Source organism: Ideonella livida (assembly GCF_010499455.1).
Lineage (GTDB): Bacteria > Pseudomonadota > Gammaproteobacteria > Burkholderiales > Burkholderiaceae_C > Ideonella > Ideonella livida.
Map to the genome: position 1 here is coordinate 183,795 of NZ_JAAGOH010000004.1, position 16,435 is coordinate 200,229.

The following is a 16,435-nucleotide window of genomic DNA, read 5'->3' on the forward strand; positions in this document are numbered from 1 at the left end:
CGCCCGGCAGGCAGCTTGGCGCCATGGCGTTCCTCTTATGCACTCCGCGCGAGTGCCTCGCGCGACCGCAGTGTCCTTCTGCGGCGCGAAGATGATCTGACCGACAGGCCGCTTGGCACCCGCCAAGCGGCTTTTTTCATTTCCGTCTTCTTCACCCCTTTACCATGCCCCTGCCCAAGCCACCCAAAGCCCGCGCCGACCAAGTGGCTCCGGCATCCGCAACCCCTGCGAGCCTGGAGGCCACCAGCCCGGCAACCCAAGCTGCGCCGCCAGCCCGACGCAAGTCCCAGGGGGCGAGCGCACAGGCACCACGCGGAGGATCGAACCCGACGCCCAAACCCAGCCGCAAGACCCCGGCGCGGGCGCCAACCTCCCCGGTGACCTCACCGGCCACTGCTGCCCCGGCGCCGACCGCGCTCCCGCAGCCGCCCGCCGAGGTGTCCACCGCGAAGGCCCCAGCCCCCTCCCCCCAGGAAGCCCGCGCCACCAAACCCACGCGCCCCGCTCCTGCCGCCAAGACGGGCGCCAAGTCCGCCGCCAAGGTGGCCACCGCCCCTTTGGCCAACAAGCTCTTCGTGCTGGACACCAACGTCCTGATGCACGACCCGATGTCGCTCTACCGTTTTGATGAGCACGACATCTACCTGCCAATGATCACGTTGGAGGAACTCGACGGCCACAAGAAGGGCATGAGCGAGGTGGCCCGCAACGTGCGGCAGGTCAGCCGGGAACTTGACGCCTTGGCCGCCGACAGCAGCCTGGATCCCGCTGACGGCATCCCGTTGGCCAAGACCGGCCACAAGGAAGCCACGGGCAAGCTCTTTTTCCAGACGCAGTTCCTGAACGCCCCGCTGCCAGCCGGTCTGCCGCAGGGCAAGGCAGACAACCAGATCCTGGGCGTTGTGCAGTCGCTGAAGCTGCAGCAATCCGGCCGCGAGGTGGTACTGGTTTCCAAGGACATCAACATGCGGGTGAAGGCCCGTGCGCTGGGCTTGGCGGCTGAGGACTACTTCAACGACAAGACGTTGGACGACGGCGACCTCCTCTACACCGGGGTGCAGGCCCTGCCGTCGGACTTCTGGAAACGTAACGGCAAGACGATCGAGAGTTGGAGCACTGCGGGAGCCACCCACTACCGCGTCAGTGGGCCGACCGTGCCAAGCCTGCTGGTCAACGAGTTTGTCTATTTGGAGAACCCTGGCGAAGCGCCGCTCTACGCCCGGGTCGCCGAGGTCAGCGGCCGGTCGGCCGTGCTGCGGACCATCCGCGACTACGGGCATGCGAAGAACTCGGTCTGGGGCGTGGTGGCGCGCAACCGCGAACAGAACTTCGCGCTCAATCTGCTGATGGATCCGGACTGCGACTTTGTGACGCTCACCGGTACCGCCGGCACCGGCAAGACCCTGATGACCCTGGCGGCAGGGTTGTCCCAGGTGATGGACGAGCGCCGCTACACCGAGATCATCGTCACACGTGTCACCGTGCCGGTGGGCGAGGACATCGGCTTCCTGCCGGGCAACGAGGAAGAGAAAATGGGCCCCTGGATGGGTGCCTTGGACGACAACCTGGAGGTTTTGGCCAAGGGGGATGGCCACGGCGGCGAATGGGCGCGTGCCGCCACAAATGACCTGGTGCGCAGCAAGATCCGCATCAAGAGCCTGAACTTCATGCGGGGCCGCACCTTCCTCAACAAGTTCGTCATCATTGATGAGGCGCAGAACCTGACGCCCAAGCAGATGAAGACGCTGATCACCCGCGCTGGCCCCGGGACCAAGATCGTTTGCCTGGGCAACTTGGCGCAGATTGACACGCCCTACCTGACCGAAGGCAGCTCGGGCCTGACCTATGCGGTGGACCGCTTCAAGGGTTGGCCCCACTCCGGGCACGTCACCCTGGCCCGGGGCGAGCGTTCGCGGTTGGCCGACTATGCTTCGGATGTCTTGTGATAACGCATTGACACAACCGTTGCGGCCCTCCTATCCTCTGGCACTTATGCGTGAAGTAAGCCGGCTCTCCTTGCTGCGTCAACGTGTGGCCCGCTGGTCCTGCGTCGGTCTGGTCTGCCTTGCGGGCGTGGCCCCTTCCTGGGCAGCGCCCGAGGCAGCGCCCTCGCCCGCCCCGGGCAACGCAGTGCTGCGGCTGCTGCAGAGCAGTGGCCTGGTGGAGAGCGTCGACGGGCGGCCGTCCTTGCTAAGTCAGGTGCAGGAAGGTGCTTCTCAGCTGGTCCTTACCGCCATGGACTTCATCGGCGTGCGCTATCGGCGGGGGGGCAATTCTGCAGACGCCGGGTTCGATTGCTCCGGCTTTACGCGGCACATCTTCGAGAACAGCATTGGACTGGTGTTGCCGCGACGCGCAGCTGAGCAGGCCAACGCGCCGGGTCTGTTGTCGATTCCCCTGGAAGACCTCAAGCCCGGAGATCTGGTGTTCTTCAACACACTGCGGGCCACCTTCTCCCATGTGGGCATCTACATCGGCGACGGCAAGTTCATCCATGCGCCGCGCACCGGGGCTGCCGTACGGGTCGAAGACATGCGCGATGCCTACTGGGCCAAACGCTTCAACGGTGCACGTCGCGCCCCCATGCCGGGCGAAGGCCAGCGCACCACTCCCTGACACTTTTCTGAGTCTCCTGGCGCTCTCTGAGGTCGTGGGCCGGGCCCTCGGTCTTGAAGCGCCTGTCACGACGACAATGCGCCATGGGTGAAAAAGTCATTGCCATCACCGACTGGCGCGCCACGTCGGGACGTTCGGTCGAGCGTGTCGCACCAGTCACGCCCACCGGCCTGCTGGCGGACCAATTGGGGCGCCCGCTGCGGGATCTGCGCATCTCCGTCACGGACCGCTGCAACTTCCGCTGCACCTACTGCATGCCCAAGGAAGTCTTCGGCCCGGACTACCCATTCCTGCCGCAGGCATCCCTGTTGAGCTTCGAAGAATTGACCCGGGTGGCGCAGGTGTTCCTGGCACACGGCGTGCGCAAGATCCGGCTGACCGGGGGTGAACCGCTGCTGCGCAAAGGCTTGGAAGGCCTGATCAGCATGCTGGCCGGCTTGCGCACCATCGACGGTGAGGCGCCGGATTTGACCTTGACCACCAACGGTTCCCTGTTGGCCCGCAAGGCGACCGCACTGCGTGAGGCGGGACTGAGGCGCGTCACGGTGAGCCTGGACGCCTTGGACGATGCCGTGTTTCAACGCATGAATGACGCTGCCTTTCCGGTAGCGCGTGTGCTGGAGGGCATTGAGGCCGCCCTGGCTGCAGGGTTGACCCCCCTGAAGGTCAACATGGTCGTGCAGCGTGGCGTCAACGATCAGGAGATCGTGCCGATGGCCCGGTATTTCAGGGACCATTTCGGCAACCGGGTCAGTCTGCGCTTCATCGAATACATGGACGTCGGCCTCACCAACGGCTGGAACATGGCGTCCGTGTTGCCGTCCGCGAGTGTGCTGGAGCGACTGCAAGCACACTGGGGCCTGCAACCCCTTGCCGAGTCGGCACCGGGCGAAACCGCCCAGCGCTGGGCCTATGAGGACGGGCGAGGCGAAGTGGGCCTGATTTCCAGCGTGACCCAGGCCTTTTGCCAGGACTGCAACCGGGCCCGGCTGTCCACCGAAGGACGACTCTTCCTGTGCCTGTTCGCCGGCGAAGGCTATGACCTGCGCACCCTCATCCGGCAGGGTGCCAGCCAAGAAGAACTGGCCGGCGCGATCCAGCAGGTGTGGGGCCAACGGCAGGACCGCTACTCCGAACTGCGAGGCGCCTCTCCGGCAGCGACTGCGGCCGGCCAACCCGGCGCAGCCCGGGTGGAGATGCACTACATCGGCGGCTGAACAGCCCGGCCGGGCCCCTTACGCCACAGAGGGCGATGGGGATGCTGCGCGTGAGCTCAACCGGTGCGGCCCATGGCCTGGGCCACGCCACGGTTGGCCAGCGCGTCTGCCCTCTCATTGCCCGGATCACCGGCGTGACCCTTGACCCAGTGCCAACTCACCTGGTGGGGGCTCGCCAGCTGATCCAGCTCCTGCCAAAGCGCCTGGTTCTTCACCGGCTTGTTGTCCGCCGTCTTCCAGCCGCGCCTTTTCCAGCCATGGATCCAGGTGGTGATCCCGTTTCGCACGTACTCGCTGTCCGTGTAAAGCGCTATGGTGCAGGGACGCTTAAGCAAGCGCAGGGCCTCGATGACCGCCATCAATTCCATGCGGTTGTTGGTCGTCGCCGCCTCGCCGCCCCAGAGTTCCTTCTCGTGGGCGCCGCTGCGCAGCCAGGCGCCCCAGCCGCCCGGACCCGGGTTGCCCTTGCAGGCGCCATCGGTGTAGATGATCACTTCACTCATGGAGCGAGTGTGGCACGACCGTGTCGGGTGAGCCCGGCACGTGTCTGCTGCTGGCCGCCGGACGCACCAGGGCCGGCGCCGGGGCAGCCGCCCGCAGCTTGGACGGACGGATGCGTCCCACCAGACGCATGCCACGCACCCGCTTGACTGCGTGCAGCACCACCACCCCCCCCAGCAACGGCCACCAGCGCGAACCGGCGCGGTCCATCCAGGCACAGCGGTCCAGCCAGGCCTGGCGTGCGAAGGCCGGACGGTAGCCGCCCTGACGGGTCTGCATCATTTCCAGGTTAAGCAGGCGCAGCCAATCGCGCACGCGGTTGGGCAGCAGCCAGCGCCTTGGCAACCAGCCGCCTTCGCCAGCCAGTTCATCGCCAGCGACCACCGCACGGGCATGGCGGTGTGGCCAGCGCTCCAGCCCCCACAGGCTCACCGGATTGAAGCCGACGACCACCAGGTGGCCTTCTGGCCTCAGCACCCGCACGGCCTCGGCCAACGCCGCATGCGGATCCTCGCAAAGCTCCAAGGTATGCGGTAACACGCACAGATCAATGCTGCGCTCCGGAAATGGCAGGCATTCTGGCAGCAGCCTGCAGGCCACTGGGGCCCCCGCCCCCCCCAGAATGGCCGTGCCAGGCCACGCCTGCTGGCCGGTGTTCGAAACGCCACACCATCGATGGGGCATGCGGTTGCTGCGCAAGGCGTCCAGCGTTGGCAAGCCCACCTGGAGCGCATGGTAGCCAAAGAGGTTGGCAACCAAATCGTCGAGCACCGCCTGCTCCCAAGCCAGGAGGTGCTGGCCGGCCGGGGAATCCAGCCAGGCGGTCGAACCTATAATTTGATCGCTGTCTCGCATGGAACTGCTCGCCCTACCCGCCTTCGCCGACAACTACATCTGGCTGCTGCATGACGGCCAGCATGCGCTCGCCGTGGATCCAGGGGATGCCCAAGTGGTGGAGCAGGCCCTGTCAGCACGCGGACTGGCGCTGGAGCTGATGCTGCTGACCCACCACCATCGGGATCATACGGGAGGGGTGGATGCCCTGCGGGCACGGTGGCCGCAGTCCCGAGTCGAAGGACCACACCTGCCCGAACTGGCACACGGTCCGGTCGCCCCACTGACAGGGGGAGAACGACTGTCGTGGCGCGGCCTGAGGCTGGACGTGATGGCAACGCCCGGGCACACGCTGGACCACCTGAGCTACGTCGCATGGCCGGAGCGGCAGGCGCCCTTGCTGTTTTGCGGGGACACCCTGTTCTCCGCAGGTTGTGGCCGGCTCTTTGAAGGCACCCCGGCGCAGCTGCAGGCGTCCCTGGATGACCTGGCAGCGTTGCCAGACAGTACCCGCGTCTGCTGCGCCCATGAGTACACCCTGGCCAACCTGCGCTTTGCCGTGGCAGCAGACCCGGGCAATGCGGAGGTCCGGCAATACCAGCAGCACTGCGTGTCGCTGCGGGCGGACGGGCGGCCCACGCTGCCCTCGCTCCTGGAAACAGAGCTACGGATCAATCCATTTCTACGGACCCAAGCACCAGGCGTGCGGGACACCCTGCAGGCGCGCGGCCTGGCCGCAACCGACCGCTTGACGGCATTCGCCGCCCTGCGCCAATGGAAGAATGAATTCCGATGACACCTCCCGTGCATGAGCGCATCACGATGCGGGCGGCACTGGCCCGCGGATGGCGGCCAGTCTGCGGCCTGGCCTTGACGTGGGTGCTGGTGGGCTGCGCGCAGCTGCCAGCCCCCGGGGAGGCGTCCAGCTGGGCTGGAACGCTCGGCCCACAGGCCGGCCCCGACGTCAGCGCCCCCGCTGCTCCCCCCGTTGAATTGCCGGCGCACCAGGAATTCCGTACCGACCTGGATACCTCCCCAGCACCCGCCCTGGAAGGCGTCAGCCTGGCGACTGGCGCGCCGGAGCCCAAAGATTTGTGGCAACGCATCCGCCTGGGTCTGACGATGGCAGACCTGGACGATGAGGTCGTGCGGCAGAAGGAGCAGTTCTATGCCCGCCGACCGGAGTACCTGACCCGCATGGCTGAGCGCGGGCGCCGCTATCTCTTCCATGTGGTCGAGGAGCTCGAACGGCGCGGCATGCCCGCGGAGCTGGCCCTGCTGCCCTTTGTGGAAAGTGCCTTCAATCCGCAGGCCCAGTCCTCCGCCAAGGCCATGGGCATGTGGCAGTTCATTCCCGCCACAGGCAAGGACTTCGACCTCAAGCAGAACATCTTCCGGGATGACCGACGGGACGTCCTGGCCTCGACCCGGGCCGCGCTGGACTTCCTGCAGCGGCTGCATGACCAGTTCGGCGATTGGCATCTCGCCCTGGCCGCCTACAACTGGGGACCTGGCAATGTGCGCAAGGCCCTCGCGCGCAATGAAAAAGAGGGCTTGGGACTGAGCTATCCTGAGCTGCGCATGCCTGCCGAAACGCGGCAGTACGTGCCCAAGCTGCAAGCGCTCAAGAACATCCTGCTGGAGCCCGGACGGTTTGGCGTGGCACTGCCGGATCTGCCCAACCACCCCTACTTCGACACGGTGCCGGTGGACCGGGACATGGACGTGACGGTGGCCACGCGCCTGGCCCGTATCAGCCATGATGAGTTCCTGCGGCTGAATCCTCAGCTCAACAAGCCGGTGATCCTCGCCGCCGGCACGGAACAGCTGCTGCTGCCGTTCGACAACGCAGAGATCTTCAGGCAATCACTCATGCGCCATGAAGGCCCCTTGGCCTCTTGGACCGCTTGGGTGGTGCCCAAGACGATGCGCCCCGCCGAGGCAGCCAAGCAACTGGGCATGCCCGAGAGCCAACTGCGCGAGGTCAATCGTCTGCCGGCCAAGATGCTGGTCAAGGCAGGGTCCACCTTGCTGGTGCCGCGCGCGGCGCACAGCGATCGGGATGTGCCCGAGCACTTGGCCGACAACGCGGCGCTGCTGCTGGAGCCCGAACGGGTGGCCGCCACTGGCCGCCAGGTGCGGGTGGGCAAGGGCGGTGAGTCCGTGGCCGCACTCGCCCGTCGCCATGGACTCAAGCCGGAGCAATTGGCCCGCTGGAACAAGACGTCGGTGAATGGCCGCTTTGCGGGCGGCACCGTGGTGCGGCTGAGTCCTGCTCCCGCTGGTGGCACCCAGCTGGCCAAGGCAGGCACGGGCAAGACGAGCGCCTCTGGATCCAACCGGAAAGGCTCCAGTGCCAAGGCGGGCACCAAGCTGGCCGCCAAGAACAGCAACCGACCGGCGCGCCAGGCGTCGGAGCGGGTGGCGCAGCGCTGAGTCTCTGCGCTGCGCTCAGCGGCGGTCTGCCAAGGCGTGGGCGATGGTGGAGAGGTCGACGTACTCGAGTTCGCTGCCGACTGGCACGCCCCTGGCCAGGCGGGTGACGTGCAGGCCACGGCGACGCAAGGCCTCTGAGAGCACATGGGCTGTCGCCTCTCCTTCCGCGGTGAAGCTCGTGGCCAGGATCACTTCCTGCACCACGCCTTCGCGCAGGCGCTCCATCAGCGCGGCCATGCCCAGATCACTCGCGCTACGGCCATCGAGCGGACTGATGCGCCCCTGCATCACGAAATACAGGCCGCGGTAGCTGCCGGTGCGCTCCATCGCCGCCTGATCGGCAGGCGACTCAACCACACACAGCTGCGTGGGCTCACGCCGCGGATCCAGGCACAGGGCGCAGACCTCGCCCTCGGTGAAGGTATGGCAGCGCGCGCAGTGGCGTACGGCCACCACCGCCTGTTCCAGGGCCCGGGACAAGACCAGGGCGCCAGGGCGATCGTGCTGCAGGAGGTGGAACGCCATCCGCTGGGCAGATTTGGCGCCGATGCCCGGCAGTTGCCGCAAGGCCTCCACCAGCGCGTCCAGCCGGCTGCTCTGGCTCATGCGGCCACCCTGGAGCTCAGAAGGGCATCTTCATGCCGGGGGGCAGCGGCAGGCCGGCGGTGAGCTTGCCCATGCGCTCTTGGCTGACCGACTCGGCCTTGCGGATTGCGTCGTTGAAGGCGGCCGCCACCAGATCCTCCAGCATGTCCTTGTCGTCGGCCAGCAGGCTGGGATCGATGGTGACGCGCCGAACGTCGTTGCGACAGGTGATGAGCACCTTGACCAGGCCGGCGCCGGACTGACCCTCGACCTCGACGCTGCCCAACTCTTCCTGGGCGCGCTTGAGGTTTTCCTGCATGGCCTGGGCCTGCTTCATCAGACCGGCCAGTTGACCCTTCATCATGGTGACTTCCTTTGGAGTGTTGACAAGTTGAACCCGCGGACCGATACCCAGACCCCAAAAGTCTGAGCGCCATCGCAGGCTAAGAAATGGCTGTGCCGCTCAGACAGGGCGCATGCTGCCGGCCACGACCCGGGCACCACCGAAGCCTGACAGCAGGGCCTTGATCCCCTCATGCTCCAGGATTTCGGCCTCGGCTTGAGATTGCCGCAGTCGGGCCGCCTCCACATCCCGGCGCGCCGGCGTATCGACCGTCGCCCCTTTGAGGACCTGGAGGCGCACCGGCCGGCCGAGTTGCTCGCTCAAGGCACTGGACAGCTTGTCAGCCAGCCCCGGCATCAGCAGGGGGTCACTCTCGGTCTGAAGCTGCCAGTGTCCCTGCGCATCGTCCAGCGTCACCAACTGGGACTGCAACGCCAGTTCCCGAACCAGCGCCGTCACCGCACCGCGTTCTGACAAGGCCCGGACCTCCTGTGCCCAGCGGTCCCCCAGAGGCGTGTGCTCCACTTCGCTCGACTCCAGCAGCGGCGAGGTGGCGGGCAACGGGCAAGCGTTCTGCGCCCCCTCATGCGCTTCGCCCGGTGCCCGGCGTGCACCAAGCCGGCCTGGAGCGGACGCGCCAATGGCCTGCTCCGGCCCCACTGGCCGCGGCTGCGTCTCGGCCCGATGGCCTTCTTCCTCGGCCGGGGGTGCCTCATCCATCCAAGGAGGCGGCTCCAGCGCCGGGGCGGGACGTGCGACGGTACGCACCCTGGGCTCGGTCGGCGCCACCGCCACAGCCGCCGGGTGGGACGCCACCTCCCGCTTTGCAAGCGGCACCTCAGCCACCGTCGGCAAAACGACCTCAGGTGCATGCAGCGCCCCCGCACGCAGTCCTGCGGAAGCCGGACGGGAAGGGCCAGACGCCACCTCAGGGCTGGCCTTGGCGCTGACGGGCATCGGTGGGACGGAAGGCCATGCCGCGGGCAGATCGACGGCCACGGTGGCCGAAGGGGCCGGTGGCTGCGCCCGGGCTGCGACCGGCAAAGTCGGCGCCGCAACCGGCACTTCCATCCGTGGCGGAGGGCTGGCCAGCAGCTCGCTGCGCCGCATACCGCCCGGAGAAGCGGGAGCGACCTCCACCGCTGGCGCCAGCATCACAGGGCTGCCGTCTGCCGAGCGGGCCGGCGCGAAGGCCAGGAACCGAAGCAGTGCCATGGACAGGCCGGCAAACTCATCGGGGGCCAGGCTCAGCTCGGCCCGTCCCTGGAGTGCCAGGCTGTAGAGCAGATGGATCTCGTCAGCGCGCCAGGCAACCGCCAAGGCCTGGGCCGCAGCCTGGTCAGGATCCTGGACATCCAGGCAATCAGGCGCCGCCTGCGCCATCGCCATCCACTGCAGCAGTCGCGCCATCTCGTCGAGCGTCCCGGCAGGCGAGAGGCCCAGTTGCCGCAGCCCGTCCACCTGCACCAGCAGCGCCTGCCCGTCGCGTTGCCCCAGGGCTTCGATCAGCCGTTCGGCATGCCGGCGATCCACGGCGCCAAGCATCTGGCGCACCCCCTCCTCGCTCAGACGCCCTGCCCCATAGGCGATGGCCTGGTCGGTCAGGGACAAGGCATCGCGCATGGACCCCCTGGCCGCACGGGACAGCAGGCGCAGCGCGCCGGCATCCGCCGGCACGGCCTCCGCCTCCAGCACCTGGGCCAGGTGTTCGGCCACGGTCTGCGGCGCCATGGGGCGCAGGTTGAACTGCAGGCACCGGCTCAGCACCGTGGGGAGCATCTTCTCCGGGTCCGTGGTGGCCAGCACAAACTTCAAGTACTCCGGCGGCTCCTCCAAGGTCTTGAGCAGCGCATTGAACGCGTCCTTGGTCAGCTGGTGCGCCTCGTCGATCATGAAGACCTTGAATCGGCCCACCGTCGGCTTGTAGGCCGCACGCTCGATCAACTCGCGAATCTCATCGATGCTGCGGTTGGAGGCCGCATCCATCTCCACATAGTCGATGTAGCGGTCTGCATCGATTTCTCGGCAAGCGGTGCACACGCCGCAGGGATGGGACGTGATCCCGCCCCGCCCGTCCGCGCCGGTGCAATTCAGGCTCTTGGCCAGAATGCGGCTGACTGTCGTCTTGCCGATGCCACGCGTGCCGGTGAACAGGTAGGCGTGATGCAGCCGCCCCTGCTCCAAGGCATGGGTCAGGGCCTTGACCACATGGTCCTGACCCACCATTTGCTCAAAACGGTGTGGGCGGTACTTGCGGGCCAGGACGACGTAACTCATGCGGTCCATTCTACGGGCCGCCCCGCTGCCGACCGGCCCGACCGCCAAGGTCGCACACAGCGGAGATAATCCCGGGATGACCGCGACCTCCCACACCTCCGCCGACACGCCCCTCTCCTATGAGCAGGCCGGCGTGAACTATGACCTCATCGACCCCTTGAAGGTGGCCGCACAGCGCGCTGCAGCGGCCACAGCCGGCCACCTGCCGGCGCATGGCTTCCAAGAAGTCCCGGCTTCGCGGGGAGAGTCCGCCTACGTCGTGGACGTTGGCCCGTTCTACCTGGCCAGCATCGTCGAATGCTTGGGCTCCAAGGCCCTGGTGGCCGACGAAATGCAGCGGCTGACCGGCCGCAGCTACTACGCCGGCATCGCCCAGGACACCATCGCCATGGCGGTGAACGACCTCATCACCGTCGGTGCGACGCCGCTGGTGGTACAGGCCTACTGGGCGGCGGGAGGCAGCGAGTGGTTCAAGGACGCTGAACGCGCGCAGGCGCTTGTGCAGGGCTGGAAGGCCGCCTGCGACGTCTGCGGTGTGGCCTGGGGCGGCGGCGAAACGCCTGCCCTGGCTGGCATCGTCGAGGCCGGTCGCATCGACCTGGCGGCGTCGTGCACAGGCATCATCAGCCCCAAAACCCGCCTGAGCGTCGGTGACGACCTCGGTCCGGGGGACGCCATCGTGCTGCTGGCTTCCAGTGGCATCCATGCCAACGGCCTGAGCCTGGCCCGCAAGCTGGCCGAGCGCCTGCCCGATGGCTATCTGACGGAGATCGAACCGGGCCTGACCTATGGGGATGCGCTGCTCGCCCCGACCACGCTGTACAGCCCGGTGACCGAAGCCCTTGCCAGCGCAGGTGTCAAGCTGAACTACTGCGCCAATATCACGGGTCACGGGTGGCGCAAGCTGCTGCGCCACCCGAAGGCACTGACCTACCGCATCCGCAACGTGCCGCCGGTGCCCGCCGTGCTGAAGTTCATGGCGCAACAGGCCCGCCACGACGACCGCGAGGCTTATTCGACGTTGAACATGGGGGCAGGTTTTGCACTCTTCGTGCCCGCCGAGCAGGCGGCACGGACGGTCGAGATCGCCCGCGCCGCGGGCGTCGATGCATGGGTGGCCGGCTCCGTGGAAGCAGGACCGAAGCAGCTGCTGGTGGAGCCGCTGTCGCTGCGCTTCAGCGACGACGATCTGCAACTGCGTTGATTCGACGCAGCAGGCCGACCGTGCGGCCTTCTTGCCGCACGGCGCCATCCCTGCCCTGAGCAAGCGGCAAACAAGGCCACCGGCCTTCGCCAATCTGCTATCATCCGAGGTGACGGGCCTCCTCGCATGGAAGCGCGGCCAACCGGGTCAGGTGGGGAACCAAGCAGCCCTAACCGTTGCGACCAGTGCCGAGGTCAGGCTCGTCACCCCTCCAACCGTTCATGACTGCTGGGAAGCGGCGAACGAAGACGCTCCACCATCTCGGTGGCACGCAGACCCGGAGGTGGGGTGAGCAAGCTCACCACCACGATCACCACAAAGCCTAGGGGAATGCCGAACACACCGGCAGAGATAGGCTGGATTCCCCACCACAGCACCACAGGGCTGCTGACACCGAACATCTCCCGCAGCCATGGGTGGGTGGTGGCCATGTACCAAAACGTCAGCGCCAAGCCGGCAAGCATGCCGGCGGCAGCCCCCCAGCGGTTGGCCCGCTTCCAGAAAATGCCCAGCACCAGGGCCGGAAAGAAGGCTGAACCGGCCAGCGAGAAGGCCGCAGAAACCAGGAACAGAATGTTCGCGGGTTTCTGTGCTGCGACAAAGGCAGCCCCAAGCGCCACCACGAGCAACAGCACCTTGGAGATCATGACCCGGCGCGCCGTCCCCGCCTGCGGGTCGATCATCCGGAAATAGACATCGTGAGACAGCGCGTTGGCAATGGTCAATAGCAGGCCATCCGCCGTCGACAGTGCCGCGGCCAACCCCCCTGCCGCCACCATGCCTGAGATCACATAGGGCAGGCCGGCGATTTCTGGCGTGGCCAGCACGATGATGTCGCCGCCAATGCGCAATTCACCCAGCTGCAGCACGCCGTCCCGGTTGATGTCCTGCACCGAGAGCAGTCCGGCATCCACCCGTCCCCAGTTGGCGATCCAATCCGGCAAGCTGTCAAAGGGTGTGCCGACCAGGTTGGAGAAGATCTCGAACTTGATCAATACCGCCAGGGCCGGCGCGGTGGTGTAGAGCAGCAGCACGAAGAACAGCGTCCAGGCCACGGAACGCCGTGCTTCCTTGACGGAGGGGGTGGTGTAGTAGCGCATCAGGATGTGGGGCAAGGCGGCCGTGCCCACCATCAGGCAGAACACGAGCGCAAGGAAGTTGCGCCTGGACTGCTCGAACGCCGACTGTTCCTGCGGCGTGCCATCTGGCCGCCCGGCGTAGGGCTGGGCATGCCGCGGCATCCCGGACAGGGGCTGAGCCCGGCTGGCCAGGACATCACGCTCGGCGCGCCAGCGGGCCTGCGCCTCCCGTTCATCGCGCGGCAGGTGGGCCAGCTGCCGCTCTGCCGCCTGGATCTCGCGCTGCGGGGCCTGGGCACGCTTGAGCGACTCCACCCGCAAGCGGGCATCTTCCCGATCCTGGGCCAGCGCCTCGGCGGGCTGATCCAGTTTTCGGTCCAGCGCCGCAATCTGGGCGGTCATCACCGCCATCACCTGGTACTCGGCCTGGTCGATGAGCAAGCGATCTTCAGCCGCAGTGACTTTGGCGAGCTGCACCCCGTAGGCGAGCTGCGGCACCGGAATGTCTGTCTGCTTGAGGCTCAGCCACACCACAGGAACCAGGTAGGCCGCCACCAGCACGATGTATTGGGCCACCTGGGTCCAGGTGACCGCCCGCATGCCACCCAGGAAAGAGCAGACGAGGATGCCTCCCAGACCCAGGAACACGCCGATCTCGAAGGAGGCGATGCTGGTGAGCCGAGTCGTGATCAGGCCCACCCCGTAAATCTGCGCTACCACGTACACGAACGAGCACAGAATGGCCGCCGCGACGCCGATCAGGCGCGTCAGGTGCCCCTCGTAGCGCTCACCCAGAAAGTCCGGGATGGTGTACTGGCCGAAGCGCCGCAGATACGGCGCCAACAGCAGTGCGACCAGGCAGTAGCCCCCGGTCCAGCCCATGATGAAAGCCAGCCCGTCATAGCCGCTCAGGTACAAGGTGCCGGCCATGCCGATGAACGAGGCCGCGCTCATCCAGTCCGCCCCGGTAGCCATGCCGTTGTACATGGCAGGCACCTTGCGTCCTGCCACATAGTATTCCGAAGCATCTGTGGTGCGGCACATCACGCCGATGACGGCGTAAACCACCACCGGGGCGGCCAGAAAGACAAAACCAATGAAGCGCTTGGGCAGGCCCAGCTGCTCCAGCACGGCCATCGCGACGACAAAGCAGGTAAAGCAGAGCGTGTAAAGCAGGTAGGCCCGGTGCAGGCGCCCCCTGAAGGTGGACAAGGGCAGACGCCCCGAGCCGAACAGCCGGCTCATCGCCCCCCCTCCCCGTCCAGCGCCTGCTCCACGGATGGACCGTGGCCTGCCGCGCCCCGGCAGACACCATGCGGCCCCGCGGCGGCGTTCGACATGGTGGTGCCCTGCCCCCGCCCGAATTGGCGGTCCAGCCGGTCCAGCAGACGCTCGTAGAGCACGACCAGCAGCAGATAAGCGAGCAGCGCGCCCTGCGCCGCTGCCCAGAAGCCGAAGGGCCAGCCAAAGAAATTGAAATCCAAGGCCCGCGCGTGATACGGCAGCAGGAAAGAGACAGTGGCCCAGAGCATCAGCATGACCCCCACGCCCCACCGGTTGAGCCGCCAATAGCGACGCTGCGGCGCCCCGTCTGCCGGTGCAGGTGTGGCACCTTCTCCCGCCGGTACGGCAGCTTGCGCCCCCTTAACAGCCGGGTTCGTCACGCGGCGGCCCTGCACAGCGAAGCAGCGGGCTGCGCCCGACATTGCTGCACCTTGAGCGCGGTGGCCGCCACCCACACGGCCGCCAGCACGCCCATCCACAGCCAGACGGGCCATGCCCTGCCACCGGCAAGGCGACAGGCCAGCCGCTCCAGCGGGGCCACCGCAGCGTCCAGCAAGCGCCAGAACAGGTTGTACTCGGCACGCTCGCGCCCGACCAGGCACCCCAGCAGCGCACGCCCCACCCAAGCCAGGCACGCGACCTCAGCCCACAACTTCAGCACCACAGCCAACCAGAGCATGCAAGGCCTGCGCCCCCGATACCGCAGAACACCAATCGCCAGGCTGCCCCGACGGACGGGAACTGCGACACCTGGCAGGAGCGGGGGCATGGCCGCCTCTGGCGGGGCAGCCTGCGACTACCCAGTTTGATTGTCCGATCAAACCGTCACACCCTCATCGGGAGGTGAGGCCCCTAGGCGACAGGACAAACCCGGACAGGGGGCCGGCACATGCGAAAATCAAAGGCTTTCGCCGTCAAGAATTCCTTTCAGAAAGCTGGAGCACGCCGCCATGGACATCGAACGCGTCAACGCCATTGGAAACACCCTGACCGACCTGTTGCAGCGGACCCAATCGCTACGGGGGTATCTTTGACTACGATCGCAAATCCCTGCGTCTGAGCGAGGTCAACGCCACGCTCGAGAACCCCTCGATCTGGAACGACCCCAAGCGTGCCCAGGAACTGGGCAAGGAAAAGAAGCAACTCGACGAGGTTGTCGGCACCATCGACCACCTCACCAGCCAGCTGGGTGACAACCTCGAGCTGTTCGAGATGACCAAGGCGGAGGACGACTTCTCCAGTCTAGAGGCCATCGAGGACGAGGCCGCCAGCCTGCGCGAGACCGTGGAGCGGCTGGAATTCCGCCGGATGTTCAGCAACCCGGCCGACCCGAGCAACTGCTTCATCGACATCCAGGCGGGCGCCGGCGGTACGGAAGCCTGCGACTGGGCCAGCATGCTGCTGCGCCAGTACCTGAAGTACTGCGAGCGCAAAGGCTTCAAGCCCACCCTGGAGGACGAGACGCCGGACGATGTGGCGGGCATCCGCAGCGCCACCATCAAGGTCGAGGGTGAATATGCCTACGGCCACCTGCGCACTGAGACCGGCGTGCACCGCCTGGTGCGCAAGAGCCCCTTCGACTCCTCGGGTGGTCGGCACACCTCCTTCGCCTCGCTGTTCGTGTATCCGGAGATCGACGACTCCATCGAGATCGACATCAACCCGGCCGATGTGCGCGTGGACACCTTCCGGGCCTCGGGTGCCGGTGGCCAGCACATCAACAAGACCGATTCGGCCGTGCGGCTGACCCACATGCCCACGGGCATCGTGGTGCAGTGCCAGGACAGCCGCTCCCAGCACAGCAACCGCGACGTGGCTTGGCGGCGACTGCGCTCGCGGCTCTATGACCACGAGATGCGCAAGCGCATGGAAGAGCAGCAGAAGCTGGAGGACACCAAGACCGATGTCGGCTGGGGCCACCAGATCCGCTCCTACGTCCTGGACCAAAGCCGCATCAAGGACCTGCGGACCAGCGTCGAGATCTCCAACACCCAGAAGGTGCTGGACGGCGACCTGGACGCATTCATCGAGGCCAGCCTCAAGCAGGGCCTGTGAGCCC

General features: G+C 66.7%; 15 protein-coding genes and 1 other RNA gene. 8 read left to right on the forward strand and 8 right to left on the reverse strand.

What is annotated here, in order from left to right; genetic code table 11:
* The first annotated feature begins 164 nt into the window (after positions 1-164).
* The 3 genes from G3A44_RS05310 (at position 165) to moaA (ending at position 3,833) form a co-directional block, all read left to right on the forward strand.
* Complete coding sequence (locus G3A44_RS05310) at positions 165-1,946, forward strand: PhoH family protein (RefSeq protein WP_163456469.1); 1,782 nt, start codon at positions 165-167, stop codon at positions 1,944-1,946.
* 184 nt (positions 1,947-2,130) lie between these two features.
* Positions 2,131-2,616, forward strand: coding sequence for a C40 family peptidase (locus tag G3A44_RS05315; RefSeq protein ID WP_375138629.1), 486 nt, complete (start codon positions 2,131-2,133; stop codon positions 2,614-2,616).
* Between the two features lie 83 nt (positions 2,617-2,699).
* A complete protein-coding gene (moaA, locus tag G3A44_RS05320; RefSeq protein WP_163456471.1) occupies positions 2,700-3,833 on the forward strand; it encodes a GTP 3',8-cyclase MoaA in 1,134 nt (377 codons plus the stop codon).
* Between the two features lie 56 nt (positions 3,834-3,889).
* Here the strand turns inward: moaA and rnhA are convergent, their stop codons facing one another.
* Complete coding sequence (rnhA, locus tag G3A44_RS05325) at positions 3,890-4,336, reverse strand: ribonuclease HI (protein ID WP_163456472.1); 447 nt, start codon at positions 4,334-4,336, stop codon at positions 3,890-3,892.
* Positions 4,329-5,189 (reverse strand): class I SAM-dependent methyltransferase, encoded by an 861-nt coding sequence (locus G3A44_RS05330; protein ID WP_163456473.1) that lies wholly within the window; start codon positions 5,187-5,189, stop codon positions 4,329-4,331. Before G3A44_RS05330 ends, rnhA begins: the two co-directional genes overlap by 8 nt.
* Here G3A44_RS05330 and gloB point away from each other — a divergent pair.
* On the forward strand, positions 5,188-5,964 hold the full coding sequence (gene gloB, locus G3A44_RS05335) for a hydroxyacylglutathione hydrolase (protein WP_163456474.1): 777 nt from the start codon (positions 5,188-5,190) through the stop codon (positions 5,962-5,964). The two genes, G3A44_RS05330 and gloB, sit on opposite strands and share 2 nt — an antisense overlap.
* Positions 5,961-7,604: a transglycosylase SLT domain-containing protein gene (locus tag G3A44_RS05340; RefSeq protein WP_239061711.1), complete on the forward strand. Its 1,644-nt coding sequence runs from the start codon at positions 5,961-5,963 to the stop codon at positions 7,602-7,604. Before gloB ends, G3A44_RS05340 begins: the two co-directional genes overlap by 4 nt.
* A gap of 15 nt (positions 7,605-7,619) precedes the next feature.
* Here G3A44_RS05340 and recR read toward each other — a convergent pair whose 3' ends face one another.
* From recR to dnaX, 3 genes are all read right to left on the reverse strand, one after another.
* Positions 7,620-8,210 (reverse strand): recombination mediator RecR, encoded by a 591-nt coding sequence (gene recR / locus G3A44_RS05345; protein ID WP_163456475.1) that lies wholly within the window; start codon positions 8,208-8,210, stop codon positions 7,620-7,622.
* Between the two features lie 16 nt (positions 8,211-8,226).
* A complete protein-coding gene (locus G3A44_RS05350) occupies positions 8,227-8,553 on the reverse strand; it encodes a YbaB/EbfC family nucleoid-associated protein (RefSeq protein ID WP_163456476.1) in 327 nt (108 codons plus the stop codon).
* Between the two features lie 99 nt (positions 8,554-8,652).
* Positions 8,653-10,809: a DNA polymerase III subunit gamma/tau gene (gene dnaX / locus G3A44_RS05355; protein WP_163456477.1), complete on the reverse strand. Its 2,157-nt coding sequence runs from the start codon at positions 10,807-10,809 to the stop codon at positions 8,653-8,655.
* 76 nt (positions 10,810-10,885) lie between these two features.
* Here dnaX and G3A44_RS05360 point away from each other — a divergent pair, with 76 nt between their 5' ends.
* Positions 10,886-12,013, forward strand: coding sequence for an AIR synthase-related protein (locus tag G3A44_RS05360; protein WP_163456478.1), 1,128 nt, complete (start codon positions 10,886-10,888; stop codon positions 12,011-12,013).
* Positions 12,014-12,124: 111 nt separating this feature from the next.
* An RNA gene (ffs, locus tag G3A44_RS05365) (signal recognition particle sRNA small type) lies at positions 12,125-12,221 on the forward strand.
* Here the strand turns inward: ffs and G3A44_RS05370 are convergent.
* From G3A44_RS05370 to G3A44_RS05380, 3 genes are read right to left on the reverse strand one after another with little or no spacing between them, the layout of a single operon-like run.
* A complete protein-coding gene (locus G3A44_RS05370; protein ID WP_163456479.1) occupies positions 12,217-14,337 on the reverse strand; it encodes a VC_2705 family sodium/solute symporter in 2,121 nt (706 codons plus the stop codon). The genes ffs and G3A44_RS05370 overlap by 5 nt on opposite strands.
* Positions 14,334-14,870, reverse strand: a complete 537-nt coding sequence (locus G3A44_RS23925; RefSeq protein WP_310734326.1) for a DUF4212 domain-containing protein — start codon at positions 14,868-14,870, stop codon at positions 14,334-14,336. The genes G3A44_RS05370 and G3A44_RS23925 overlap by 4 nt, the downstream gene beginning before the upstream one ends.
* On the reverse strand, positions 14,753-15,055 hold the full coding sequence (locus tag G3A44_RS05380) for a hypothetical protein (protein WP_163456481.1): 303 nt from the start codon (positions 15,053-15,055) through the stop codon (positions 14,753-14,755). The genes G3A44_RS23925 and G3A44_RS05380 overlap by 118 nt, the downstream gene beginning before the upstream one ends.
* A 271-nt stretch (positions 15,056-15,326) precedes the next feature.
* On the opposite strand from G3A44_RS05380, the gene prfB reads away from it, so the two are divergent.
* A protein-coding gene (gene prfB, locus G3A44_RS05385; RefSeq protein WP_163456482.1) for a peptide chain release factor 2 occupies positions 15,327-16,431 on the forward strand; the annotation gives its coding sequence in 2 pieces (ribosomal slippage) (positions 15,327-15,407 and positions 15,409-16,431; 1,104 coding nt in all).
* Positions 16,432-16,435: the final 4 nt, after the last annotated feature.